Annotated in this window: 26 protein-coding genes; 13 read left to right on the top strand and 13 right to left on the bottom strand. The window is 68.2% G+C overall.

From position 1 onward, the window contains the following. The first annotated feature begins 7 nt into the window (after window positions 1–7). Together aztA and G154_RS06320 are read left to right on the top strand one after the other, a co-directional pair. Window positions 8–640, top strand: a complete 633-nt coding sequence (gene aztA / locus G154_RS06325; RefSeq protein WP_234713108.1) for a zinc ABC transporter ATP-binding protein AztA — start codon at window positions 8–10, stop codon at window positions 638–640. Between the two features lie 11 nt (window positions 641–651). Then, window positions 652–1,410, top strand: a complete 759-nt coding sequence (locus G154_RS06320; protein WP_023986354.1) for a LamB/YcsF family protein — start codon at window positions 652–654, stop codon at window positions 1,408–1,410. Here the strand turns inward: G154_RS06320 and G154_RS06315 are convergent. Next, the gene (locus G154_RS06315) at window positions 1,403–3,556 is read right to left on the bottom strand and encodes a cation-translocating P-type ATPase (RefSeq protein WP_019512575.1); all 2,154 of its coding nucleotides are present in this window, start codon (window positions 3,554–3,556) and stop codon (window positions 1,403–1,405) included. The two genes, G154_RS06320 and G154_RS06315, sit on opposite strands and share 8 nt — an antisense overlap. Before the next feature lie 19 nt (window positions 3,557–3,575). Further along, window positions 3,576–3,860, bottom strand: coding sequence for a DUF1490 family protein (locus G154_RS06310; protein WP_019512576.1), 285 nt, complete (start codon window positions 3,858–3,860; stop codon window positions 3,576–3,578). 104 nt (window positions 3,861–3,964) lie between these two features. On the opposite strand from G154_RS06310, the gene G154_RS06305 reads away from it, so the two are divergent. Beyond that, window positions 3,965–4,912 carry a permease gene (locus G154_RS06305; RefSeq protein ID WP_031601708.1) on the top strand — a complete coding sequence of 316 codons (948 nt, stop codon included), beginning with the start codon at window positions 3,965–3,967 and terminating at the stop codon, window positions 4,910–4,912. Beyond that, window positions 4,909–5,607 carry a TIGR03943 family protein gene (locus G154_RS06300; protein WP_019512578.1) on the top strand — a complete coding sequence of 233 codons (699 nt, stop codon included), beginning with the start codon at window positions 4,909–4,911 and terminating at the stop codon, window positions 5,605–5,607. The genes G154_RS06305 and G154_RS06300 overlap by 4 nt, the downstream gene beginning before the upstream one ends. Window positions 5,608–5,610: 3 nt before the next feature. On the opposite strand, the gene G154_RS06295 is transcribed toward G154_RS06300, so the two are convergent. Then, a complete protein-coding gene (locus G154_RS06295) occupies window positions 5,611–5,943 on the bottom strand; it encodes a helix-turn-helix transcriptional regulator (protein ID WP_019512579.1) in 333 nt (110 codons plus the stop codon). 99 nt (window positions 5,944–6,042) lie between these two features. On the opposite strand from G154_RS06295, the gene G154_RS06290 reads away from it, so the two are divergent. Together G154_RS06290 and bluB are read left to right on the top strand one after the other, a co-directional pair. Next, window positions 6,043–7,248, top strand: coding sequence for an MFS transporter (locus tag G154_RS06290; RefSeq protein WP_019512580.1), 1,206 nt, complete (start codon window positions 6,043–6,045; stop codon window positions 7,246–7,248). A 9-nt stretch (window positions 7,249–7,257) separates the two neighbouring features. After that, complete coding sequence (gene bluB, locus G154_RS06285; protein ID WP_019512581.1) at window positions 7,258–7,932, top strand: 5,6-dimethylbenzimidazole synthase; 675 nt, start codon at window positions 7,258–7,260, stop codon at window positions 7,930–7,932. Here bluB and rpsR read toward each other — a convergent pair. From rpsR to rpmB, 4 genes are read right to left on the bottom strand one after another with little or no spacing between them, the layout of a single operon-like run. Beyond that, window positions 7,920–8,171: a 30S ribosomal protein S18 gene (rpsR, locus tag G154_RS06280; protein ID WP_019512582.1), complete on the bottom strand. Its 252-nt coding sequence runs from the start codon at window positions 8,169–8,171 to the stop codon at window positions 7,920–7,922. The two genes, bluB and rpsR, sit on opposite strands and share 13 nt — an antisense overlap. Further along, window positions 8,171–8,476: a 30S ribosomal protein S14 gene (rpsN, locus tag G154_RS06275; RefSeq protein ID WP_019512583.1), complete on the bottom strand. Its 306-nt coding sequence runs from the start codon at window positions 8,474–8,476 to the stop codon at window positions 8,171–8,173. Before rpsN ends, rpsR begins: the two co-directional genes overlap by 1 nt. After that, window positions 8,476–8,643 (bottom strand): 50S ribosomal protein L33, encoded by a 168-nt coding sequence (gene rpmG / locus G154_RS06270; protein ID WP_019512584.1) that lies wholly within the window; start codon window positions 8,641–8,643, stop codon window positions 8,476–8,478. The genes rpsN and rpmG overlap by 1 nt, the downstream gene beginning before the upstream one ends. Beyond that, complete coding sequence (gene rpmB, locus G154_RS06265; protein WP_019512585.1) at window positions 8,643–8,879, bottom strand: 50S ribosomal protein L28; 237 nt, start codon at window positions 8,877–8,879, stop codon at window positions 8,643–8,645. The genes rpmG and rpmB overlap by 1 nt, the downstream gene beginning before the upstream one ends. A 114-nt stretch (window positions 8,880–8,993) precedes the next feature. On the opposite strand from rpmB, the gene G154_RS06260 reads away from it, so the two are divergent. From G154_RS06260 to G154_RS06245, 4 genes are read left to right on the top strand one after another with little or no spacing between them, the layout of a single operon-like run. Further along, window positions 8,994–10,190, top strand: coding sequence for a GTP-binding protein (locus tag G154_RS06260; protein WP_019512586.1), 1,197 nt, complete (start codon window positions 8,994–8,996; stop codon window positions 10,188–10,190). After that, window positions 10,187–10,429, top strand: a complete 243-nt coding sequence (locus G154_RS06255; RefSeq protein ID WP_019512587.1) for a type B 50S ribosomal protein L31 — start codon at window positions 10,187–10,189, stop codon at window positions 10,427–10,429. The genes G154_RS06260 and G154_RS06255 overlap by 4 nt, the downstream gene beginning before the upstream one ends. A gap of 24 nt (window positions 10,430–10,453) precedes the next feature. Next, window positions 10,454–11,368 carry an MBL fold metallo-hydrolase gene (locus G154_RS06250; RefSeq protein ID WP_019512588.1) on the top strand — a complete coding sequence of 305 codons (915 nt, stop codon included), beginning with the start codon at window positions 10,454–10,456 and terminating at the stop codon, window positions 11,366–11,368. Continuing rightward, window positions 11,359–12,594 (top strand): SLC13 family permease, encoded by a 1,236-nt coding sequence (locus G154_RS06245; protein ID WP_023986356.1) that lies wholly within the window; start codon window positions 11,359–11,361, stop codon window positions 12,592–12,594. The genes G154_RS06250 and G154_RS06245 overlap by 10 nt, the downstream gene beginning before the upstream one ends. On the opposite strand, the gene rlmB is transcribed toward G154_RS06245, so the two are convergent. From rlmB to carD, 4 genes are read right to left on the bottom strand one after another with little or no spacing between them, the layout of a single operon-like run. Further along, window positions 12,591–13,532 carry a 23S rRNA (guanosine(2251)-2'-O)-methyltransferase RlmB gene (gene rlmB, locus G154_RS06240; protein WP_019512590.1) on the bottom strand — a complete coding sequence of 314 codons (942 nt, stop codon included), beginning with the start codon at window positions 13,530–13,532 and terminating at the stop codon, window positions 12,591–12,593. The genes G154_RS06245 and rlmB overlap by 4 nt on opposite strands. Further along, the gene (gene cysS, locus G154_RS06235; RefSeq protein WP_019512591.1) at window positions 13,522–14,931 is read right to left on the bottom strand and encodes a cysteine--tRNA ligase; all 1,410 of its coding nucleotides are present in this window, start codon (window positions 14,929–14,931) and stop codon (window positions 13,522–13,524) included. The genes rlmB and cysS overlap by 11 nt, the downstream gene beginning before the upstream one ends. A 55-nt stretch (window positions 14,932–14,986) precedes the next feature. Then, entirely contained in the window at window positions 14,987–15,457 is a 471-nt protein-coding gene (gene ispF / locus G154_RS06230) for a 2-C-methyl-D-erythritol 2,4-cyclodiphosphate synthase (RefSeq protein ID WP_019512592.1), read from the bottom strand. A 2-nt stretch (window positions 15,458–15,459) separates the two neighbouring features. Then, window positions 15,460–15,948 (bottom strand): RNA polymerase-binding transcription factor CarD, encoded by a 489-nt coding sequence (gene carD / locus G154_RS06225; RefSeq protein ID WP_019512593.1) that lies wholly within the window; start codon window positions 15,946–15,948, stop codon window positions 15,460–15,462. Window positions 15,949–16,208: 260 nt separating this feature from the next. Here carD and G154_RS06220 point away from each other — a divergent pair, with 260 nt between their 5' ends. Genes G154_RS06220 through disA form a run of 3 tightly spaced genes read left to right on the top strand, consistent with a single transcriptional unit; the run spans window position 16,209 to window position 19,330 of the window. Beyond that, window positions 16,209–16,775: a hypothetical protein gene (locus G154_RS06220; protein ID WP_023986357.1), complete on the top strand. Its 567-nt coding sequence runs from the start codon at window positions 16,209–16,211 to the stop codon at window positions 16,773–16,775. Between the two features lie 39 nt (window positions 16,776–16,814). Beyond that, window positions 16,815–18,227: a DNA repair protein RadA gene (radA, locus tag G154_RS06215; protein ID WP_023986358.1), complete on the top strand. Its 1,413-nt coding sequence runs from the start codon at window positions 16,815–16,817 to the stop codon at window positions 18,225–18,227. Window positions 18,228–18,250: 23 nt separating this feature from the next. Next, a complete protein-coding gene (gene disA, locus G154_RS06210) occupies window positions 18,251–19,330 on the top strand; it encodes a DNA integrity scanning diadenylate cyclase DisA (protein WP_192817328.1) in 1,080 nt (359 codons plus the stop codon). Window position 19,331: 1 nt separating this feature from the next. Here disA and G154_RS06205 read toward each other — a convergent pair whose 3' ends face one another. Both G154_RS06205 and G154_RS06200 read right to left on the bottom strand, forming a co-directional pair. After that, on the bottom strand, window positions 19,332–20,132 hold the full coding sequence (locus G154_RS06205; RefSeq protein ID WP_019512597.1) for a hypothetical protein: 801 nt from the start codon (window positions 20,130–20,132) through the stop codon (window positions 19,332–19,334). 113 nt (window positions 20,133–20,245) lie between these two features. Continuing rightward, the gene (locus tag G154_RS06200; RefSeq protein ID WP_023986359.1) at window positions 20,246–20,866 is read right to left on the bottom strand and encodes a carbonic anhydrase; all 621 of its coding nucleotides are present in this window, start codon (window positions 20,864–20,866) and stop codon (window positions 20,246–20,248) included. Window positions 20,867–20,874 lie beyond the last annotated feature (8 nt).

Below are 20,874 nucleotides of genomic sequence, written 5' to 3'. Positions count from 1 at the left end.
GACACCGGTGACGTCACCCATCACCGTGTCATCGGTGACCTTCGGCTACTGCGGCACAACGGTTTTCCGAGACCTCACGTTGTCCGTCACGCCCGCAACCGTCACCGCGATCGTCGGTTCCAACGGGTGCGGGAAGTCGACGCTGCTCGCGCTGCTCGCCGGTATCCACGCCCCGGACACCGGGACGGTCGGCGTCGCGGCCACCGATATTGCGCTCGCGGTCCAGCGCAGTGCGGTCACCGATTCGTTCCCGCTCACCGCGGCCGAAGCCGTCATGATGGGCCGCTGGCGCCGACTCGGTTTGTTGCGCCGCCCTCGCGCGATCGATCGGGCGGTGGTCGAGCACTGCCTGACCGAACTCGGCCTCGCCGATCTGCGCGACCGCACGCTCGGCGAACTGTCCGGCGGGCAACGCCAGCGTGTTCTGCTCGCCCAGGCCTTCGCCCAGCAGGCTCCCCTGGTGTTACTCGACGAGCCGACCACCGGGCTCGACCGGGAATCGGCCACCACGGTGATCGGGTACCTCACCCAGCTGGCCGGGGCGGGCTCGACGATCATCGCGGCGACCCACGACCCGGCGGTGATCGCGGCCGCACATCACCGCATCGACCTCGACGAACATCGGCGCGCACTAGGCTGAGGGCCGTGACCGTGGCACATGTCGATCTCAACGCCGACCTCGGCGAGGGATTCGGGGTATGGCGGCTCGGCGACGACGACGCCATGCTCGATATCGTCACCTCGGCCAATGTGGCATGCGGCTTCCACGCCGGCGACCCGGCCGGCCTGCTGAGGGTCTGCCGGGCCGCCGCCGATCGCGGAGTCCGTATCGGCGCCCAGGTCGGCTACCGAGACCTGGCCGGGTTCGGGCGGCGATTCATCGACGCCGACCCCGCCGAACTGACCGCCGAGATCATCTATCAGATCGGCGCATTGTCCGCACTGGCCGCCGCGGCGGGCAGCACGGTGTCCTACGTCAAACCCCATGGGGCGTTGTACAACTCGATCGTCACGCACGAGGCTCAGGCACACGCCGTCGCGCAGGCCGTCCACGCGGTCAACCCTGCGCTACCGGTACTCGGACTGGCGGGTTCGGTGTTCTTCGACGCCGCCGAACAGTTGGGTCTGCGCACCGTCGCCGAGGCTTTCGCCGACCGGGCCTATCAACCAAACGGCCGGCTGGTGTCCCGGCGCGAACCGGGTGCGGTGCTCCACGATGCCACCGCGATCGCCGAACGGGTGCACACCATGGTCGTTGCCGGCACGGTGACCGCGGTGGACGGCACGGACATCCCGGTGACCGTGGAATCGGTGTGCGTACACGGTGATTCACCCGGCGCGTTGCTCACCGCCACCGCGGTGCGGGACCGCCTGATCGCCGCCGGCGTGCGGCCGGCACCGTTCAGCTAGCCGACTCGCGCTCCAACTCGTAGCGGATCAGCCGAGAGCTGTTGGCCACCACCGCAACCGACGAGGCGTTGTGCAGGACGGCGGCCAGCACCGGCGACAGGGCGCCACCGGCGCCGATAAGCAAGCCGATGGCGTTGACCGCAATCGACATCGCGTAGTTCTGTCGGATGACGTCCACGGCGCGGCCACCGAGGTTGCGCACGTCGAGCAGCCGGTTGAGATCGTCACTGGCCAGCGCCACGTCGGCGGTCTCGACCGCCACATCGGTGCCGCCGAGACCCATCGCGATGCCGATATCGGCCTCGGCCAAGGCCGGAGCATCGTTGACACCGTCGCCAACCATGGCCACCGTGTATCCCTCGTCACGCAGCCGGCGCACGACGGCGAGCTTGTCCTCGGGCAGTACCTCGGCCTGCCACTCGTCGATACCCAGTTCCGCGGCCACGACGGCGGCGGTGTCGGGATGGTCGCCGGTCAGCATGACGATGCGGCTGACACCGTTGGCGCGCAACCGCTGCAGCACCGCGGCCGACTCCGGGCGGATCTCGTCGCGCAGGCTGATCAAACCGACCAACTGCCCGTCGACGGCCAAGAGCAACGGAGTCTCGGACTGCTTACGCAGGGTGTCCACCCACTCGGCGGCCTTCGCGCTCACCTCGACCTGTTCGCGGCGCAACAGCGACGGGCTGCCTAGCAGCAGCGTGCGACCGTCGGCGATGGTCCGCATGCCCAGCCCGACGAGCACCTCACACTCTTCGTGCGGCGGGATCTCGATATGCCGTTCCTGGGTGGACCGGATGACTGCCTCGGCCAGCGGATGCCTGGAGTGGATCTCCGAGCTCGCCGCGTAGGCCAGCACCTGTTCGGGCTGCCAATCCTGATGGAAGGCAACGAGGTTGGTGACGACCGGACGGCCCACCGTCAGCGTTCCGGTCTTGTCGAACACCACCGCGTCGACCCGGCCGGCCTCCTCCAGATGCGAGCCACCCTTGATCAGGATTCCGCGCCGCGCTCCGTTGCCGATGGCCGCACTGATCGCCGTCGGTGTCGACAATCCCACCGCACACGGGCAGGCCACCAGCAGCATTGTCATGGCCCGGCGGACATCCCTGGTCACCACCAGGGTGAGCGCGGACAGCAGGAAGGATGCCGGCACGAAACGCCGCGAGAAGCTCTCGCCGACGGTCTGGATCGGGGCGCGGTGCTGGTGGGCCTCCTCGACCCTGGCGATGATCCGCCCGATGGTGGTCTCGTTGCCCACCGCCTCGGCGCGGATCACCAGCCGCCCGCGCACCACGACCGATCCGGCAAAGACGCGCGCCGGGGCGGTGACCGCCACCGGAAGGTTCTCCCCCGTGATCGCCGACTGGTCGATGATGGCTTCGCCGTCGACCACCACGCCGTCGATCGGCAACGCCACCTGGTCGTGGATCACGACCTCGTCGCCGATCCGCAGTTCGGCGGTGGCGATCTCGACCTCGGTACCGTCGTCGAGGCGCACCCAGGCGGTGTCCTGGTTGCCCTGCAGCAGGTTGGTGATCGCGCGCCGCGTCCGGCGCAGGGTCAGGTCCTGCAGGTACTCGCCGATGTTCAGCAGCCACAGCACGGTGAGCGCGACGACGTTCTCCCGCAGCACCAGGCTCGCCAACGTTGCCGCACTGACCAGCACGTCGGTGCCCGCGGTGCGTCCGCCGCGCAGTGTCCGCAACGCGCCGCGCAGGAACGGGTAACCGGTGAAGATCGTGACACCGGTGGCCGCCAGCCTGCTCGTCGGGCCGAGCAGTGGCGGGCGGGCGAAGACGTAGCGTCGTATCCCGAGCAGCACGAGTGCGGCACCGCCGACCGTCATACGCAGCACATCGGCATTGGTGACATCGGCCGAGCGCGGCATCCGTGCGGGCAAAAGGTCCGTGGCGACCGCGGTGGCGGCGTCGATGGCGGCGAACACGGACGCCTTGTCACACCGCTTCGGCGAGTACCAGACGACGATCGACGCGGTCCGCGGGTAGGCGTGCACGGCCCGCACACCCGCCACCTGCTCCACCGCATCCTCGATGGCCACCGCGCGTCGAATGTCACCGCGAAACCAGTCGGCACGCAACCGGATTCGCCCGCCGGCGTCAGAGATGACGGTCAATGCCGCCATATCGGTCAACAGCTCGCGATCAGTGTTCGTGATCGTGCTGGTGATCGGAGACCACCGGCGGCGGCACTTCCTCACCGATGCGTTCACGGGCCTCTGCCACCACATCGGAGACCGTCAGGCGCGCGGACTCGGCACCCTCCTCGGCCTTGCGCACACCACGCAACGCCCAGGTGGTGGCCGTCACGGACGCCTCCCGGATCGGTGCCTTGGCAACCGCCTTTTTCACGCCCTCGTAGGCGGCCACGCCGACGGCGCCCGTCACCACCGTGGAAGCCGCCTTGACCAGAAACGCAGAGAAGACCATTCGACGATCTTAACCGGAATCACGCTGTGCTCGGCGGCCAAGTTGTGCTGGCAGAATGGCCGACCGTGACGGTGGGTACCCCGGCCGCGCGCCGGATCGGCTCGATGCCGATCCTGGTGGTGGTCATCCTCGGCCTGGCGCTGGTCGGGACGACGGCACGCGACGCGGTGGCCGGCCACCCCGCGGTCGCGACCGCGGCCACCGTTTTCTGCGGAATCTTCGTGCAGGCGTTGCCTTTTCTCGCGTTGGGGGTATTGATCAGCGGGGTGATCGCCGCCACGGTGACACCGCAGAAGTTGGCGCGTTGGCTGCCACGCCGCCCTGCCGCGGCGATTCTGACCGCGGGCGTGGGGGCCGCGGCGTTGCCCGGTTGTGAATGCGGCTCGGTTCCGATCGCCCGACGGCTGTTCGGCGCCGGGACCGTCGGGGCTGCGGCGCTGACGTTCATGCTGGCCGCACCCGCGATCAACCCGGTTGTCCTGGTAGCCACGGCCGTTGCGTTTCCCGGCGAGCCGCTGCTGGTGCTGGCGCGGTGTCTGGCGTCATTGCTCACCGCGGTGACAATGGGTTTCCTGTGGACACGCTTCGGAAGACCTGATTGGGTCACCAGGACGTTGCCTGCGCCCGCGCCCGACGACGAGTCTCGGTGGACGGTGTTCACCGAGGCCGCCCGGCACGACTTCATGCAGGCGGCATCGTTTCTGGTGCTCGGCGCCGCCGCGGCGGCGGCACTGCACGTCGTGGTGCCCGACTGGGTGTATGCACACCTGGCCGGACAGCTGATGCTGGGCATCGTGGTGATGGCCGTGCTGGCGGTGGTGCTGTCGCTGTGTTCGGAGGCCGATGCGTTCGTTGCCGCCGGCATGTCGATGCTCCCGCTGCTGCCGCGGCTGGTGTTCCTGGTGGTCGGGCCGGCAGTGGACGTCAAACTGTTCGCCATGCAGGCCGGAATGTTCGGTCGGGCCTTCGCGATACGGTTCGCCCCACTCACCTTCGCCGTGGCCGTGCTGGCCGGCACCGGCGTCGGCCTGCTGCTGTTGGGTGATCGATGAGTCGCGAGACCGAGAACACCCTGCTGTTGCTCGTCGGCCTGAGCACCGCGATCATCGCGGCCACCGGTTCCTTCATGCGGTACGTGAAACCCACTCTGCTGCCGTGGTTGTGGATGACCGCCGTGGTCCTGATCACCCTGGCACTGTCGGCCATCATCGGCGATATCCGCCGCGGGCCCCGCCGACACGCCGACCACGGGCACCGCACCGGCATCGGCTGGTTGCTGATCGTCCCGATTGCGCTGCTGGCCTTCGTTGTTCCCCCGGCACTGAGTCCTCAGTCGGCTCGCCCAGCGGTATCCGATACCTCTCAGACGAGCCCGCGACGGCCATTCCCGCCGCTACCTGTAGGCGGCGCGCCCGAACTGTCCCTACCAACCCTGTTGATCCGAATCGCACAGGACTCCGCGGAGACCCTGCGTGATCGCGAGATCACCGTCACCGGATTCACCATGCGTGACGGTGAACGAACGTATCTCGGTCGCATCGTGATCCTGTGCTGTGCCGCCGATGCGCAGTTGGCGCGCGCCGCACTGACCGGACCCGCGGCGCGTGCCGCGGCCGATCTGCCGGACGGCTCCTGGGTTCGGGTCCGCGGCAAGGTGAAGGATCTGCTCCAGCATGCCGCGGTGCCGGAGTTCAGCATCGACGACGTGCAGCCCGTCGCGCAGCCGGAGAACACCTACGCTTTTTGATGACTAGGCTTCGTGATGTTTCAGCGCATCGCGGTTGGCGCCGTTGACGACGCTGCTCAGCAACCCCGGTAGCGCTTCGTCCACGTCGGACCTGCGCAGGCGTTGATAGGTGAGGCCGTCGATCACCAGCCGTTCGGTGACACCGGCCTCACGCAGAATCTTGAAGTGGTGGGTGGCCGTCGACTTGTTGATGCCCTCGTAGAGCGCGCCGCACTGGATCGGCACGCCTGCGTTGTACAAACGCCGGACCACTTCGAGGCGTATCGGGTCGTGGATGGCACCAAGTACCTGCTGCACGTTCCCCACCCGGGGCACTTCCGCGGTTCGCTCGGGCATAAATCCGTCCTGATGCGGGTTTGGAATCTATCGAACCGAGCGTACTCTCGACGGGGTTCGATAACCATCATACTCGCCGGACCGGAGGTGTCAGCGCGAATGGTCGCGATCGATCACACAGTTCAGACGCAGCGCTGGGCCTACCCGCTGCTGCTGATCCTCAGTGGCGTAGCGCTCGGGGTCTCGGGGATTCCGGCCCCGCTATACGGCATCTACGAGGCGAACTGGCATCTGTCCCCGCTGGCCACCACCATCGTCTTCGCGGTGTACGCCGTCGCCGCCCTCGGTGCGGTGCTGGTGTCCGGCCGGATCTCCGATGTCGTCGGCCGCAAACCGGTGCTGATCGGCGCCCTGATCGCCCTCCTGGTCGGCCTCGGCGTATTCCTCGTCGCCGACAGCATGGCCATGCTGCTGCTCGCGCGCAGCATCCACGGCGCGGCGGTCGGTTCGATCGTGGTGGCCGGCGCGGCCGCCCTGCTCGACCTCAAACCCGATCACGGTGTGCGATCCGGACAGCTGAGCGGGGTGGCCTTCAACATCGGGATGACGATCGCCATCCTGGGTTCGGCGCTGCTGGCACAGTACGCACCGCATCCGTTGCGCACCCCGTACGCCGTCGTCGCCGTGGTCTGCCTGATCGTCGGGGTCGGCGTGTTGGCGCTGCGGGAGCCGCACACCGCACGGTCCAGCGGGCCCATCCGGATCGCCAAACCGGCGGTGCCCGAACAGATCCGATCGGACTTCTGGTTCTCCGCGCTCGGCGCCATGGCGTCCTGGTCGGTCTTGGGTGTGCTGCTCTCGCTCTACCCGTCGCTGGCCGCCCAGCAGACCCATATCGACAATCTGGTCTTCGGCGGTGCCGTCGTGGGCACCACCGCCTTCGCCGCCGCATCGGCCCAACTGGCCGCCACCCGACTGCCCGCCAAGTATTCGGCCATCATCGGGGACATCGGTATGGCCGTCTCACTGCTGTTGACCATTCCGGTACTGCTGACGCACCGCTGGGAACTGGTGTTCGTCGCCGCCGTGTTGTTGGGCGCCACCTTCGGGCTCGGGTTCGGCGGCTCGTTGCGCCACCTGTCCGACGTGGTACCCGCCGATCGCAGGGGCGAGACGATGTCAGCGTTCTACCTGCTGGCCTACACCGCGATGGCGGTCCCGACGCTGGTCGCCGGGTGGGCGGCCACCCGCTGGGACCTGGCCTCGGTATTCCCCTGGTTCGCCGGCGCGGTGGCCACGGCCTGCCTGGGCGCCGCGGTGGCCGGTCTGCTCTCCAACCGCAGGAGCCGGGCCGCCATCGCCTAGGCTGCCGGTGTGACCGAGCACGCGTTCAGCGCGCAGGAACGCCAGGCCGTCTACCGCGCCATCGCCGAGCGGCGCGATATGCGCCGTTTCATCGCCGGCGCCACCATCGAACCCGAGGTGCTGGCCCGACTGCTCCAGGCGGCGCATGCCGCGCCCAGCGTCGGATTGATGCAGCCGTGGCGCTTCATCCGGATCACCGATGGCGCACTGCGCGAGGCAATGCACGCGTTGGTCGACCAGGAGCGGTTGCGCACCGCCGATGCGCTCGGCGAGCGCGGTGACGAGTTCCTCGCCCTCAAGGTCGAGGGCATCCGGGACTGCGCCGAATTGCTCGTCGTCGCCCTCGGGGAGGGCAGGCGCCGGCACATCTTCGGTCGTCGCACGATGCCGCAGATGGATCTGGCCTCAGTGTCGTGCGCCATCCAGAACCTGTGGTTGGCCGCCCGCGCCGAGGGGCTGGGCATGGGCTGGGTGTCGATATTCGAACCCACCACACTGGCCACCCTGCTCGGCATGCCCGAGGATGCCGAGCCGGTGGCCATCCTGTGCCTGGGACCGGTGCCCGAGTTCCCGGACCGACCGGCACTGGAGATCGACCAGTGGACCTACGGCCGGCCGTTGTCGGATTTCGTGTCGGAAAACGGCTGGGGCACAAGCGCTTCTGCGCGGAACTACGGCCCGTAGGGCAACAGCGCCATCTCGCGCGCGTTCTTGATCGCGGTGGCGACCTTGCGCTGCTGCTGTGGCGTCAGGCCGGTGACCCGGCGGGACCGGATCTTGCCGCGTTCGGAGATGAACGTGCGTAACACCGAGACATCCTTGTAGTCGACATCGGTGATCCCGAGGGCCTTGAACTTGTTCACCCGGGGCCGCTTGATCTCCACCGGCGCCGGTCGCCGCTTCTTGGCCGGACTACCCGCCATCACCAACTCGCTTTCCGCACACCGGGCAGCTCGCCACGGTGCGCCAACTCTCGAACCTTGACCCGCGACAGGCCGAACTTGCGCAGATGCCCGCGGGGCCTACCGTCCACCGAATCCCGATTACGCAACCGCACCGGGCTGGAATCCCGCGGCAGCCGCTGCAGTGCGACCTGTGCCGCGGCCCGCTGCTCGGGCGTGCTGGCAGGTCTGCGGATGATCTCCTTGAGTTCGGCCCGGCGCTCGGCATACCGCGCGACGGTCTGCTTGCGCCGTTCGTTGGCGGCGATCTTGGATGCCTTTGCCATCAGCGTTCCTCACGGAAATCGACATGCTTGCGGATCACGGGGTCGTACTTGCGCAGCACGATGCGGTCGGGATCGTTTCGCCGGTTCTTGCGGGTGACATAGGTGTAGCCGGTGCCCGCCGTGGACTTCAGCCGGATCACCGGCCGGATATCGGTGCTCTTGGCCATCAGAGTTTCTGCCCCGCTGCCCGCAACCTGCCCACGACGGCCTCGATACCGTCACGGTCGATGACCTTGATGCCTTTGGCACTGACCCGCAACGTGATTCGTCGACCTTCCGACGGCAGATAGTAGGTCTTGTTCTGGATGTTCGGATTCCAGCGGCGGCGGGTACGGCGGTTCGAGTGCGACACCCGGTTACCGAAACCCGGTGCGCGACCGGTGACCTGACAGGTCTGGGACATCGGACACCTTCTCATGCACGATCGTTAATGAAAACGATTTTCGACAAGTGGACGTCGACACGGTAGCGTACGGTCCGAATTAATGACAATCGTTACCAATAAGGGTGTGATGACATGCGGACGCCGGTGTTACTGGTTGCCGGGCAAGGCGCGCGAACCGACCTGGTGGATCTGCTGATCCGAACGCCGGGAACGCTGGCCGTCGGTTACGCCACCGACGGCCATGTCGTGATCCGGAACGTCACCGAGATGCGCGGGCAGCGGCGGATCATCTCGCAGTGGCCGATCGAGCTGGCCGGCGGCTGTGTCACCTGCACCATCCGCAACGACCTGCTGATCCTGCTGCGCCGGCTACACCGCCGCGAGGACGTCGCGCGCATCGTCGTCGAACTGATGGATTGGATTGACCCCGAACCGATCTGCACAGCCATCAACGAGGTTCCGGTGGTCGTCGGCCCGGGCTACATCGATGGTCCGGCCAGTCGCGACGTCGTCATCTCCGCCGTCCTCACGACGGTCGACTGCTCGCGCTGGTTGACCCAGGCCCTCGGCGACGACGACCTGGACGGCTCACGCACCGTGGCACAGGTCGTCGTCGGTCAGGCCGCCTTCGCCGACGTGTTGGTGCTCACCGAACCGGACACCACCACCTGCGCGGTACTGCGCAGGCTCGCACCGCGCACCCGCATCACGGTGGGAATGGACCATGTCGAGACCGCACTGGCCAACCTGGACCCGCAGGCTCGCCGCGGGTTCGCCGACGACCCGCATGATTCGCTGCTGGCCGGCCAACCGCCGCTCCAGCCCGCCGGCGAGGTCGCGCTCGTGGAGTTCAACGCGCGCAGGCCTTTTCACCCAGATCGGCTGCACCAGGCCATCGACGATCTGCTCGACGGGGTGATCCGGGTGCGCGGCCGCGCCTGGTTGGCCAGCCAACCCGATGCCGTGGTGTGGATCGAATCCGCGGGCGGCGGACTGGGTGTCGGTGATGCCGGTCGCTGGCTGGCGGCGATGTCCGAGAGCGAACGTGCCTATGTCGACCCCGAGCGGATCGCGTTGGCCGCCCCCGGCTGGGACGAGCAGTTCGGTGACCGGCACATCGCACTGACCGCGCTGGTGTGCGGCGCCCCGCCCGAGGTGATCACCGGCGCACTGCACAGGGCACTGCTGACCGATGCCGAGATGGCCGACCCTGCCGCGTGGGCCGAGTACCCCGACCCGTTCGGCGAATGGCACACCGACCCATGCGCCGAGCTGACCGACGAGGTGTCGGTCACCGACGAACCCCGCAGCCGAAAGGGCGAAGCATGAAACCCGATATCCATCCCGACTATCACCCCGTGGTGTTCCAGGACGCCGGCACCGGTAAGCAGTTCCTGATCCGTTCGACGATCACCAGTGACCGCACCATCGACTACCAGGGCGCCACCTATCCGCTGGTGGTGGTCGACGTGACCGCCGATTCGCACCCGTTCTGGACCGGGACCAACCGCCACCTCGACACCGCGGGCCAGGTGGAGAAGTTCCGCCGCCGCTACGGAACCCGGTAGTCCGGGCGCTCTAGGCTTTGGGCCATGCGCCTCAAAGCCGGCAGGCCCGATCTGGACGCCTACCACCGGTACGTCGACCTACCGGCCGCGCCGCCGGATGCACCGCTGACCGTCACCTGGGCCGGCGTCACCACGCTGTTGGTCGACGACGGCGCCGGCGCGGTGCTGACCGACGGTTTCTTCAGCCGTCCCTCGCTGATGCGGGTGGGGCTCGGCAGGATCGCGCCATCGCTACCCCGCATCGACGGCTGCCTCGGCAGGCTCGGGGTCCGCCGACTGGACGCCGTCCTGCCCGTGCACACCCACTTCGACCACGCCATGGATTCGGCCGTCGTGGCACAACGCACCGGTGCCCGGCTGATCGGTGGCGCCTCGGCCGCCCACATCGGCCATCAGCTGCCCGCAACACAGGTCGCCGTCGTCACCCCCGGTGAGCCGGTGGCAGCCGGACCGTTCGACATCACCCTCGTCATCGGGGACCACTGCCCGCCAGATCGTTTCCCCGGTGCCATCAGTGCCCCGGTGACACCACCGGTACGGGCCGCGGCGTATCGCTGCGGTGAGGCCTGGTCGACGCTCATCGCCCACCGCCGCAGCGGGCGCACCCTGCTGGTGGTGGGCAGCGCCGGTTTCGTCACGGGCGCGCTGAGCGGCCATCGCGCCGAGGTCGTCTACCTGGGCGTCGGGCAGCTGGGCCTGCAACCGGAGCGCTATCTGGTGGACTACTGGAACGAGACGGTGCGCACCGTCGGCGCCCGCCGCGTGGTGCTGATCCACTGGGATGATTTCTTCCGGCCGCTGGACCGGCCGCTGCGCGCCCTGCCCTACGCCGCCGACGACCTCGATGTCTCGATGCGGGTGCTGACCCGGCTCGCCACCGACGACGGCGTCGACCTACACCTGCCGACCCTGTGGCAGCCGACGGACCCATGGCGCTGACCCTGGCGATCGCCGCGCTGGCCGCGGTGCTCGGCGTCGCCCTGTTCGCGCCGCGCTGGCAGGCGCCCGTCGCGCTGGCCGCCGCCGGCCTGGTGGTCGGTACCGGCGCGGTGTCCTTGGCCGCGGCCTCCGACGAGGTGACCGAACTGGCGCCGGTGGTCGGCTTCCTGGCCGCGGTACTGGTGCTGGCCCGGCTCTGCGATGACGTCGGGTTGTTCCACGCCGCGGGGGTGATGATGGCCCGGGCGACCGCGGGTGGCCAGAACCGGCTGCTGGCATCCGTTTTCGGGATATCGGCGGTGGTGACCGCGGTACTGAGCCTGGACGCCACCGTGGTGTTGCTGACCCCGGTGGTCCTGGCCACCGCGCGGGCGCTCACGGTACCCGCGCGTCCGCATGCGTACGCCACCGCGCATCTGGCCAACAGTGCGTCGCTGCTGTTACCGGTCTCCAACCTGACGAATCTGTTGGCCTTCAGCGCCGCCGGCCTGACCTTCCTACATTTCGCGGCCGCGATGACGCTGCCGTGGATTGCGGCGATCGCCGTCGAGTTCGTGCTCCTTCGTTGGCTTTTCGCCAAGGATCTGCGTGTCGCCCCGCAGCACGATGCTCCCGATGAACCACTCCAGGTGCCGATCTTCGCCATGATCGTGGTGGGACTGACCCTCGCCGGGTTCGCGCTCACCTCCCTGGTCGGATTGTCCCCCGCGTGGGCGGCACTGGCCGGCGCCGTGGTCCTCGGCGCGCGGGCATTGCTGACCCACCGCACCACCGTGCGCAAGATCGTGGTGGCGCTGGACATCCCGTTCCTGGCATTCGTGCTGTGCCTGGGCATCGTGGTCGCCGCGGTCATGCACAACGGGCTGGAATCGGCGATGCATAGCGTCATGCCGAGCGGGCAGGGACTGCCGGCGCTGCTGGCCATCGCAACGGTGGCCGCGGTGTTGTCCAATGTGGTCAACAACCTGCCCGCCGTTCTGGTCATGCTGCCGTTGGCCACCCCGATCGGGCCCGCCGCGGTGCTGGCGGTGCTGATCGGGGTGAACGTCGGGCCCAACCTGACCTATGTCGGTTCATTGGCGAACCTGTTGTGGCGCAGCGTGGTACGTCGCGACATGAAAGCCGGGTTCGGCGAGTTCAGCCGTATCGGGCTGGTGACCACGCCCGCGGTCCTGGTCGCCGCGGTGCTGGGCCTGTGGGGCTGGATCCAGCTGTTCGGGCTCTAACCGCGACGCTGGCGGGCGATCTCGGCGAGCACGACACCCGCGGCCACCGATGCGTTGAGCGATTCGGTGGGTCCGGCCATCGGGATCGAGACGATGGCATCGCAGTTCTCCCGCACCAGTCGCGACAGACCCTTGCCCTCCGAACCGACCACCACGACGGTCGGGCCCGAGGCGTCCAGTTCGTCGAGCGCGGTATCACCCTCGGCGTCCAGGCCGACGATCTGCAGGCCGGCATCGGCCCAGCTCTTGAGGGTGCGATTGAGGTTGGTCGCCCGCGACACCGGAAGCCGGGCAGCCGCACCGGCACTGGTGCGCCAGGCCACCGCCGTCACCGAGGCCGATCGACGCTGTGGGATCACCACACCATGTCCGCCGAAGGCCGCCGTCGACCGCACGATGGCGCCCAGGTTACGGGGATCGGAGATGTTGTCCAGCGCCACCAGCAACGCGGACTGGCTGTCGCGCTGGGCCGACTTCAACAGGTCGTCGGGATGGGTGTAGACGTAGGGCGGCACCTGCAGGGCCAGCCCCTGGTGCAGACCGTTGCTCGACATCCGGTCCAGGTCGTGCTTCTGGACCTCCAGGATGGCGATACCTGAATCTGCAGCCCGCTGTACGGATTCGGTGATGCGCTCGTCGGCGTCGACGCCGAGCATCACGTAGAGCGCGGTGGCCGGCACCCCGGCGCGCAGGCACTCGACGACCGGGTTGCGCCCGAGCACGTATTCGGTCTCGTCGGTCTTGCGATGGCGACCCTGTTGCGCGCGCGCGGCCTTGGCGGCCCGCTTACCGGCCGGATGGTGAGGCCGGTCCTTGGCCGCGGGGGTGGCCCCCTTGCCCTCGAGCCCCCGCCTGCGGACGCCGCCGGAGCCGACGGTCGGCCCCTTCTTGGTGCCCTCTTTGCGTACCGCGCCGCGACGCTGTGAATTACCCGCCATGGGTGGTGTCCCCTTCCAGCAGCGACCACTGCGGGCCGTCTGCGGTGTCGGTGACCTCGATACCGGCCTCCTTGAGCCGGTCGCGGATGGCGTCTGCGGCCGCCCAGTCACGTTTCTCACGAGCCTCGGCGCGCCCGGCGAGCGCCCAGTGCACCAGGACGTCGACGGCGGCCAGTGCCGCCGAAGTCTCGTCGCGGGTTTCCCAGCGTTCGTCGAGCGGATCGCAGCCGAGGATCGCCATCATCGCCCGGATCGACCGGGCGGCGGCCATCGCGCCGTCATGATCACCGGCGTCCAACGCACGGTTCCCTTCGGCGCGGGCGCTGTGCACCTCGGCCAGCGCGATCGGCACCGCGAGGTCGTCGTCGAGTGCCGCCTCGAACTTGTCGGTCCAGGTGCCCGGTTCGATGGCGCCGACGCGGTTGCGCACCCGGTGCAGGAAATCTTCGATACCGGTATAGGCCTTGGCCGCGTCGGCCAGCGCGTTCTCGGAGAACTCGAGCATCGAGCGGTAGTGCGCACTACCCAGGTAGTAGCGCAGTTCGGCAGCGCGAACACGTTGCAGCACAGCGGGAATTGCGAGCACGTTACCCAGCGACTTGCTCATCTTCTCGCCGCCCATGGTGACCCAGCCGTTGTGCAGCCAGAATCGCGCGAACCCGTCGCCGGCCGCCTCGGCCTGGGCGATCTCGTTCTCGTGGTGCGGGAACACCAGATCCATACCGCCGGCGTGGATATCGAACTGCGTCCCCAGATACTCCTGACACATGGCCACGCATTCGGTGTGCCATCCGGGGCGCCCGCGACCCCACGGCGTCGGCCACGACGGCTCCCCCGGCTTGGCGCCCTTCCACAGGGTGAAATCGCGCTGATCCCGTTTACCCGTAGCGACGCCCTCGCCCTGGTGGACATCGTCGACCCGGTGGCCGGAGAGCTTGCCGTAACCGGGCAGGCTCGCGACGTCGAAGTACACGTCACCGTCACCGACATAGGCGTGGCCACGGTCGATCAGGCGCTCGATGAGTTCGACCATCTGGGTGATGTGTCCGGTGGCGCGGGGTTCCGCCGAGGGCGGTAACACCCCGAGTGCCTCGTAGGCCGCGGTGAAGGCGCGCTCGTAGGTCGCCGCCCACTCCCACCACGGACGGCCGGCGTCGGCGGCCTTGTTGAGGATCTTGTCGTCGATATCGGTGACGTTGCGGATGAACGCGACATCGAGGCCCTTGGCGGTCAGCCAGCGCCGCAGGACGTCGAACGCGACACCGCTGCGCACGTGGCCGATATGGGGCAGTCCTTGAACCGTGGCGCCGCACAGGTAGATCGACACATGGCCGGGACGCAGCGGCTCGAAATCACGAACGGCACCGGCAAGGGTGTCATACAGCCGTAGACCAGTCATCCCGGCCAACCGTTCGCTCCGCTCACGACGGGCCAGCTTACCGGCCTGCCGCGGGCTATCTGACCACAAGGGCCGTGGCGACTGCCGCCAGGCCCTCGCCGCGGCCGGTGAGCCCGAGTCCGTCGGTGGTGGTCGCCGACACCGACACCGGCGCCCCGATCAGATCGGACAGCACCGCCTGCGCCTCGACGCGGCGCGGCCCGACCTTGGGCCGGTTACCGATGACCTGAACGGCGGCATTGGCCACCCGGAAACCCTCGGCATCGAGGAGACCCCGGACATGGCGCAGCATGTCAGCGCCGCTCACGCCATGCCACTGGGGTTGATCGGTACCGAAGACGGCACCGAGATCACCGAGGCCGGCGGCACTGAGCAGCGCATCACACAATGCGTGCGCGGCAACATCGCCATCGGAATGGCCCGCGCAGCCGTCGGCTTCGGTGAACATCAGGCACAGCAACCAACATGGTCGCCCGGCCTCGATGGGATGAACGTCGGTACCCAGACCGACGCGCAGATCCGTCACATTCAGGACGCGGCGGCCAACGCCTCGTCGAGAATGATGGTGGCCTTCTCGTCATCGGTGTTCTCGGCCAGCGCCAACTCACCGACCAGAATCTGGCGAGCCTTCGCCAGCATGCGCTTCTCGCCCGCGGACAGACCGCGCTCCTGGTCACGACGCCACAGGTCGCGAACCACCTCGGCGACCTTGTTCACGTCACCGGAAGCCAGCTTCTCCAGATTTGCCTTGTACCGGCGCGACCAGTTGGTCGGCTCCTCGGTGTGCGGCGCGCGCAGCACCTGGAAAACCTTGTCGAGGCCTTCCTGGCCCACGACGTCACGAACCCCGACGTACTCGGCGTTGTCCGCCGGAACGCGAACCGTCAAATCCCCCTGCGAAACCTTGAGGACGAGGTATTCCTTCTGCTCACCCTTGATGGTGCGGGTTTCGATAGCCTCGATCAACGCAGCACCGTGGTGTGGATAGACGACGGTGTCTCCGACCTTGAAAATCATCAGTTTCGAGCCCCTTTCACCAGTCGATCTTATCACGGGGCCAGCCGGGGCGCGGATCAACAATGCAGGTCAGGGGCACCGCAGCTGAAGACTAGGGGTTGACACAGCGCTGGATACATGCAGTTGGACTGCTGTCCAGGTGGGCTGCGGGCGCCGTCGCAAGCCCTCGGCTACCGCCGCGAATCACGACCTACTACAGTGCATAGTCGAATCCGTCCGGTTAGCAGGAGGCTCAAGTGGTCGCAGTGAACCGCTCCAACATGCGTGCGTCCCGCCTGGCCGCCGGCGCCCTGATCGCCGGCCTCGCGCTCACCGGCTGCAGCGCGGGCCAGATCTCGCAGAGCGCCAACCAGCAACCCGCCGTCAACGGCACGGTGCACAACGTCGGCACCATCGCGTTGCGCAACGTGTTCCTGCGCGCTCCGCAGACCACCGACTATGTCCGCCCGGGCACCCCGGTGGAGCTGCTCTTCGCCGCCGCCAACAACTCCAGCGACGTGACCGACAAGCTGGTGTCCATCACCTCCGACATCGGCACCATCACCCTCAGCGGGCCGACCACGGTTCCGGCCGGCGGAATCCTGGTTGCGGGCAAGCCCGACGATCCGATGGAACTGGCCATGGTGGAACGTGCCGACGAGACCCAGGCCGAGGTCACCCTGACCGAGCCGATCTCCAACGGCCTGACCTACGACTTCACCTTCAACTTCGAGAAGGCCGGCGCCACCACCTTCGCGGTGCCCATCTCGGCCGGTGAGGTGCCCCGCCGCGACGGCGAGCCCAACGAGGGCATGGGACCGATCGGCGGACACGGCGAGGGTCACTGAATCTGACGTTCTGTCAGGGGTGACGGCTACCGTCGTCACGTGGCTTCGAAAGTACGTTCGCAATACCGATGCTCGGAATGTCATCACGTCACGCCCAAATGGGTGGGGCGATGCTCTGATTGCGGCACCTGGGGAACGGTCGACGAAGTCGTCGCACTCAGTGCGCTGAGCGGCGGATCCGCCCGCCGTGCAGTCACACCGTCCTCGCCCGCCGTGCCCATCACCTCGATCGATCCCGGTGTCACCCGGCACCTGCCCACCGGTGTCGACGAGCTGGACCGCGTCCTCGGCGGCGGTCTGGTGCCCGGGTCGGTATCCCTGCTCGCAGGCGATCCGGGGATCGGGAAGTCCACGTTGCTGCTGGAGGTCGCCCATCGCTGGGCCCGCAGCGGCAGGCGCGCGCTGTACCTGTCCGGGGAGGAATCCGCCGGACAGATCAGGCTGCGCGCCGAGCGCACCGGCTGCACCCACGACGAGATGTACCTGGCCGCCGAGTCCGATCTGCAGACCGCGCTCGGTCATATCGAGCACGTGCGGCCCACCCTGGTCGTGGTCGACTCGGTACAGACGATGTCCAGTGCCGAGTCCGACGGTGTCACCGGGGGTGTCACCCAGGTCCGCGCCGTGACGACCGCGCTCACCTCGTACGCCAAGTCGGCCGGTCCCGACGGTGTCGCGCTGCTGTTGGTCGGTCACGTCACCAAGGAGGGTGCCATCGCGGGACCGCGCTCGCTGGAACATCTCGTCGATGTGGTGCTGCACTTCGAAGGTGATCGGAGCTCGGCACTGCGGATGGTGCGCGGGGTGAAGAACAGGTTCGGCGCGGCTGATGAGGTGGGCTGTTTCCTCATGCACGACAACGGGATCGAATGCGTCGCCGACCCGTCCGGGTTGTTCCGCGACCAGCGGCCTGCGCCGGTGTCGGGCACCGCGGTGACGGTCACCCTGGACGGTAAGCGGCCGCTGATCGGTGAGGTGCAGGCGCTCATCGGCGCCGAGAAGACCGGCAGTCCGCGGCGCGCGGTCAGCGGTATCGACTCCGCCCGCGCCGCGATGATCACCGCCGTGCTGGAGAAACGTTCCAAGCTGCCGCTCGGCCAGCACGACATCTACGTCTCCACCGTCGGCGGCATGCGACTGACCGACCCGTCATCGGATCTGGCGGTGGCCATGGCCATCGCATCGGCCTATACCGATATCGCGATGCCTGCCACCGCGATCGCCATCGGTGAGGTCGGACTTGCCGGAGATCTGCGCCGGGTGAACGGGATGGACCGCAGGCTCGCCGAGGCCGCCCGGCTCGGCTTCACCCACGCCGTCGTGCCGCCCGGGGTCAAGGACGTGCCCGCCGGTCTGACCTTGACGGTCGCCGACGACATCGGGACGGCATTGCGGCGGTTGCGCTCGATCGACCACAATGGCTCCCGATCCGAGGAGGAGCGATGGCGGTGACATCCAGGGGCAACCGCAACGTGGTGCATCTGGCCCGTCCGACCATGCGCGAGACACTGGGTCGGTTGGCACCGGGTACCGCGCTGCGCGACGGTCTGGAACGCATTCTGCGGGGCCGTACGGGCGCGCTGATCGTGCTGGGCTACGACGACAGCGTCGAGGCCATCTGCGACGGCGGGTTCTCCCTCGACGTGTTGTACGCACCGACCAGGCTGCGCGAGCTGTCGAAGATGGACGGCGCCGTGGTGCTGTCCACCGACGGGAGCCGCATCCTGCGGGCCAACGTCCAACTCGTCCCTGACGCCTCCATCCCGACCGACGAGTCGGGCACCCGGCACCGTTCGGCCGAGCGCACCGCGGTGCAGACCGGGTTCCCGGTCATCTCGGTCAGCCACTCGATGAGCATCGTGACGGTGTACGCGGCCGGTGAGCGCCACGTCGTGCCCGACACCCCGACCATCCTCTCCCGGGCCAACCAGACCATTGCCACCCTGGAGCGGTACAAGTCCCGTCTCGACGAGGTGAACCGGCAGCTGTCCACCGCGGAGATCGAGGATTTCGTGACGCTGCGCGATGTCATGACGGTGGCCCAACGCCTGGAGATGGTGCGCCGGATCAGCCTGGAGATCGACGCCGACGTCGTCGAGCTCGGCACCGACGGCCGCCAACTCAAGCTGCAACTGGAGGAACTCGTCGGCGACAACGACACCGCTCGCGAGCTGATCGTGCGTGACTACCACGCCAATCCGGACCCACCGAGCGCGGCGCAGGTGAGCGCCACGCTCGAGGAGCTCGACGCACTCTCGGACAACGAACTGCTCGACTTCACCGCGCTGGCAAGGGTTTTCGGGTATCCCACCACGTTGGAGGCCCAAGACTCGGCGATGAGCTCACGCGGCTACCGGGCCATGGCCGGGATTCCGCGGTTGCAGTTCGCCCATGTCGACCTGCTGGTGCGCTCGTTCGGATCGCTGCAGGGCGTTCTGGCAGCCAGCGCCACCGATCTGCAGTCGGTCGACGGCATCGGTTCGATGTGGGCGCGCCACATCCGCGAGGGCCTGTCCCAGCTGGCCGAGTCGACGATCGCCGACCAGCTGAGCTGACTCAGTTGCCCGGGGGCTGACCGGTGCCGTCGTGCGGCGGGGCGTCGGCGGGCGGGGCATCGGCAGGTGGCGCGGGGGCACCCGGCGGGGCCGCCTCGGCGAGGATAAACGGCACCGTCGCCGAGCGCAGATTGCCCAGCTGCACCACCAGGTTGTAGGTCCCGGGGCCGATCGGTTCGCGCGGCAGCGGGCAGTTGGGCGCGGAGCCCATTCCGGTCCAGGTGACCTCGGTGGTGACCTGCTCGCCGGGCGCGAACTCCTTGACCAGCGTCTCGTTGGACGGCGCGCAATCCAGGTTCGACCACAACCGCTTGTTGTCCAGCGAGTACACGTAGGCGGCCAGGACGGCGGCACCGACATCGCGCTTGCAGGCGACCAGGCCGATATTGGTGACCACCATGGTGAACTTCGGCTGGTCACCCATCACGTAGTTGGGCGCGCTGGTGATTCCCTTGACCGCCAGGGTGGAGTCCGGGCAGTCTTCACCGGCCTGCAGCACCGGCGGGGGAACCACCGCGGTGGTCGGTGTCGGCGTCGGGGGTGGCGCCGCCTGGGCCGGCGGAACGACCGGAGTCTTCACGCCCGGCTCCTCCCCCGGCAACGGGGTCGGCGCGGCGGATGCGGGAGCCTGCTCGGCCGACTGCTCGGCGGCGGTCGGATCGGTGCTGGTGCTGTTGGAGGCGACGATCGCGATGATGCCGGCGACGATCGCGATGACGACGACCGCAACCCCTATCGCCAGCGCTCTGCGGCGCCGGTAGATCTCCGGTGGCAGCGGGCGGGGCGGTTCGGTGTCTAGCACGACCTCAACGGTAAGCCGGGGTCAGGTCAGGTTGGCCGAGGCGGATCGGCGTGTCTCCTGTGACCTTACAAAGATCGTTTCGTGACAACCGGGCCCGCACTCGACGGCCCGGCTCACTCCTCGCCGATGTCTCCGAGGTGGGTGCGCAGCTGGACGCGGCCGTCGGAGAGGTGATAGGTCAGGCCGACGATCGCCAGGTCACCGGAGCGCACCTGATCGGCGATCACGGTGGAGCGGGCCATCAACTGCGCGGCGGTCTCCTCGACATGGCGTGCCTCGAACTCGTCGACCCGGCCGAGGCCGTCCCGGCGGCCCGCCAGGATGGAGGGCATCACGCGTTCGACGATGTCGCGGATGTAACCGCCCGGGATCTCCCCGGCGTCCAGGGCGTTGAGGGTGGCCTTCACCGCACCGCAGCTGTCATGGCCGAGCACCGCGATCAGCGGCACGTTGAGCACCGCGACGGCGTACTCGATCGAGCCCAGGACGGCGGTGTCGATGACATGGCCCGCGGTACGCACCACGAACATGTCGCCGAGGCCCTGGTCGAAGATCAGCTCGGCGGCAACCCGGCTGTCGCCACACCCGAACAGCACCGCGGTGGGTGTCTGCGCCTCGGTCAGGCGTGCCCGGTCTTCGATCCCCTGGCTGGGATGCTCGGGCCGACCCGCGACGAAGCGCTCGTTACCCTCCTTGAGTGCCTTCCACGCGGAGATCGGATTCGAGTTCGGCATGAGCAGAA

It is taken from the genome of Mycobacterium sp. VKM Ac-1816D (assembly GCF_000416385.1).
GTDB classification, from domain to species: Bacteria; Actinomycetota; Actinomycetes; order Mycobacteriales; family Mycobacteriaceae; genus Mycobacterium; species Mycobacterium neoaurum_A.
Note: the sequence above shows the minus strand (reverse complement) of the source record. Positions and strands in the feature narration are given on the sequence as shown.

Coding starts and splice junctions, on each gene's coding strand:
- rlmB (WP_019512590.1), bottom strand. CDS start 13,532: ATGGCGGGTAATTCACAGCGTCGCGGCGCGGTACGCAAAGAGGGCACC.
- rpmG (WP_019512584.1), bottom strand. CDS start 8,643: ATGGCCAAGAGCACCGATATCCGGCCGGTGATCCGGCTGAAGTCCACG.
- carD (WP_019512593.1), bottom strand. CDS start 15,948: ATGATTTTCAAGGTCGGAGACACCGTCGTCTATCCACACCACGGTGCT.
- rpsN (WP_019512583.1), bottom strand. CDS start 8,476: ATGGCAAAGGCATCCAAGATCGCCGCCAACGAACGGCGCAAGCAGACC.
- G154_RS06310 (WP_019512576.1), bottom strand. CDS start 3,860: ATGGTCTTCTCTGCGTTTCTGGTCAAGGCGGCTTCCACGGTGGTGACG.
- G154_RS06255 (WP_019512587.1), top strand. CDS start 10,187: ATGAAACCCGATATCCATCCCGACTATCACCCCGTGGTGTTCCAGGAC.
- G154_RS06315 (WP_019512575.1), bottom strand. CDS start 3,556: ATGGCGGCATTGACCGTCATCTCTGACGCCGGCGGGCGAATCCGGTTG.
- G154_RS06260 (WP_019512586.1), top strand. CDS start 8,994: ATGCGGACGCCGGTGTTACTGGTTGCCGGGCAAGGCGCGCGAACCGAC.
- G154_RS06200 (WP_023986359.1), bottom strand. CDS start 20,866: ATGCCGAACTCGAATCCGATCTCCGCGTGGAAGGCACTCAAGGAGGGT.
- G154_RS06305 (WP_031601708.1), top strand. CDS start 3,965: ATGCCGATCCTGGTGGTGGTCATCCTCGGCCTGGCGCTGGTCGGGACG.
- G154_RS06300 (WP_019512578.1), top strand. CDS start 4,909: ATGAGTCGCGAGACCGAGAACACCCTGCTGTTGCTCGTCGGCCTGAGC.
- cysS (WP_019512591.1), bottom strand. CDS start 14,931: ATGACTGGTCTACGGCTGTATGACACCCTTGCCGGTGCCGTTCGTGAT.
- G154_RS06220 (WP_023986357.1), top strand. CDS start 16,209: ATGCGTGCGTCCCGCCTGGCCGCCGGCGCCCTGATCGCCGGCCTCGCG.
- rpmB (WP_019512585.1), bottom strand. CDS start 8,879: ATGTCCCAGACCTGTCAGGTCACCGGTCGCGCACCGGGTTTCGGTAAC.
- rpsR (WP_019512582.1), bottom strand. CDS start 8,171: ATGGCGGGTAGTCCGGCCAAGAAGCGGCGACCGGCGCCGGTGGAGATC.
- G154_RS06245 (WP_023986356.1), top strand. CDS start 11,359: ATGGCGCTGACCCTGGCGATCGCCGCGCTGGCCGCGGTGCTCGGCGTC.
- G154_RS06290 (WP_019512580.1), top strand. CDS start 6,043: ATGGTCGCGATCGATCACACAGTTCAGACGCAGCGCTGGGCCTACCCG.
- G154_RS06250 (WP_019512588.1), top strand. CDS start 10,454: ATGCGCCTCAAAGCCGGCAGGCCCGATCTGGACGCCTACCACCGGTAC.
- G154_RS06295 (WP_019512579.1), bottom strand. CDS start 5,943: ATGCCCGAGCGAACCGCGGAAGTGCCCCGGGTGGGGAACGTGCAGCAG.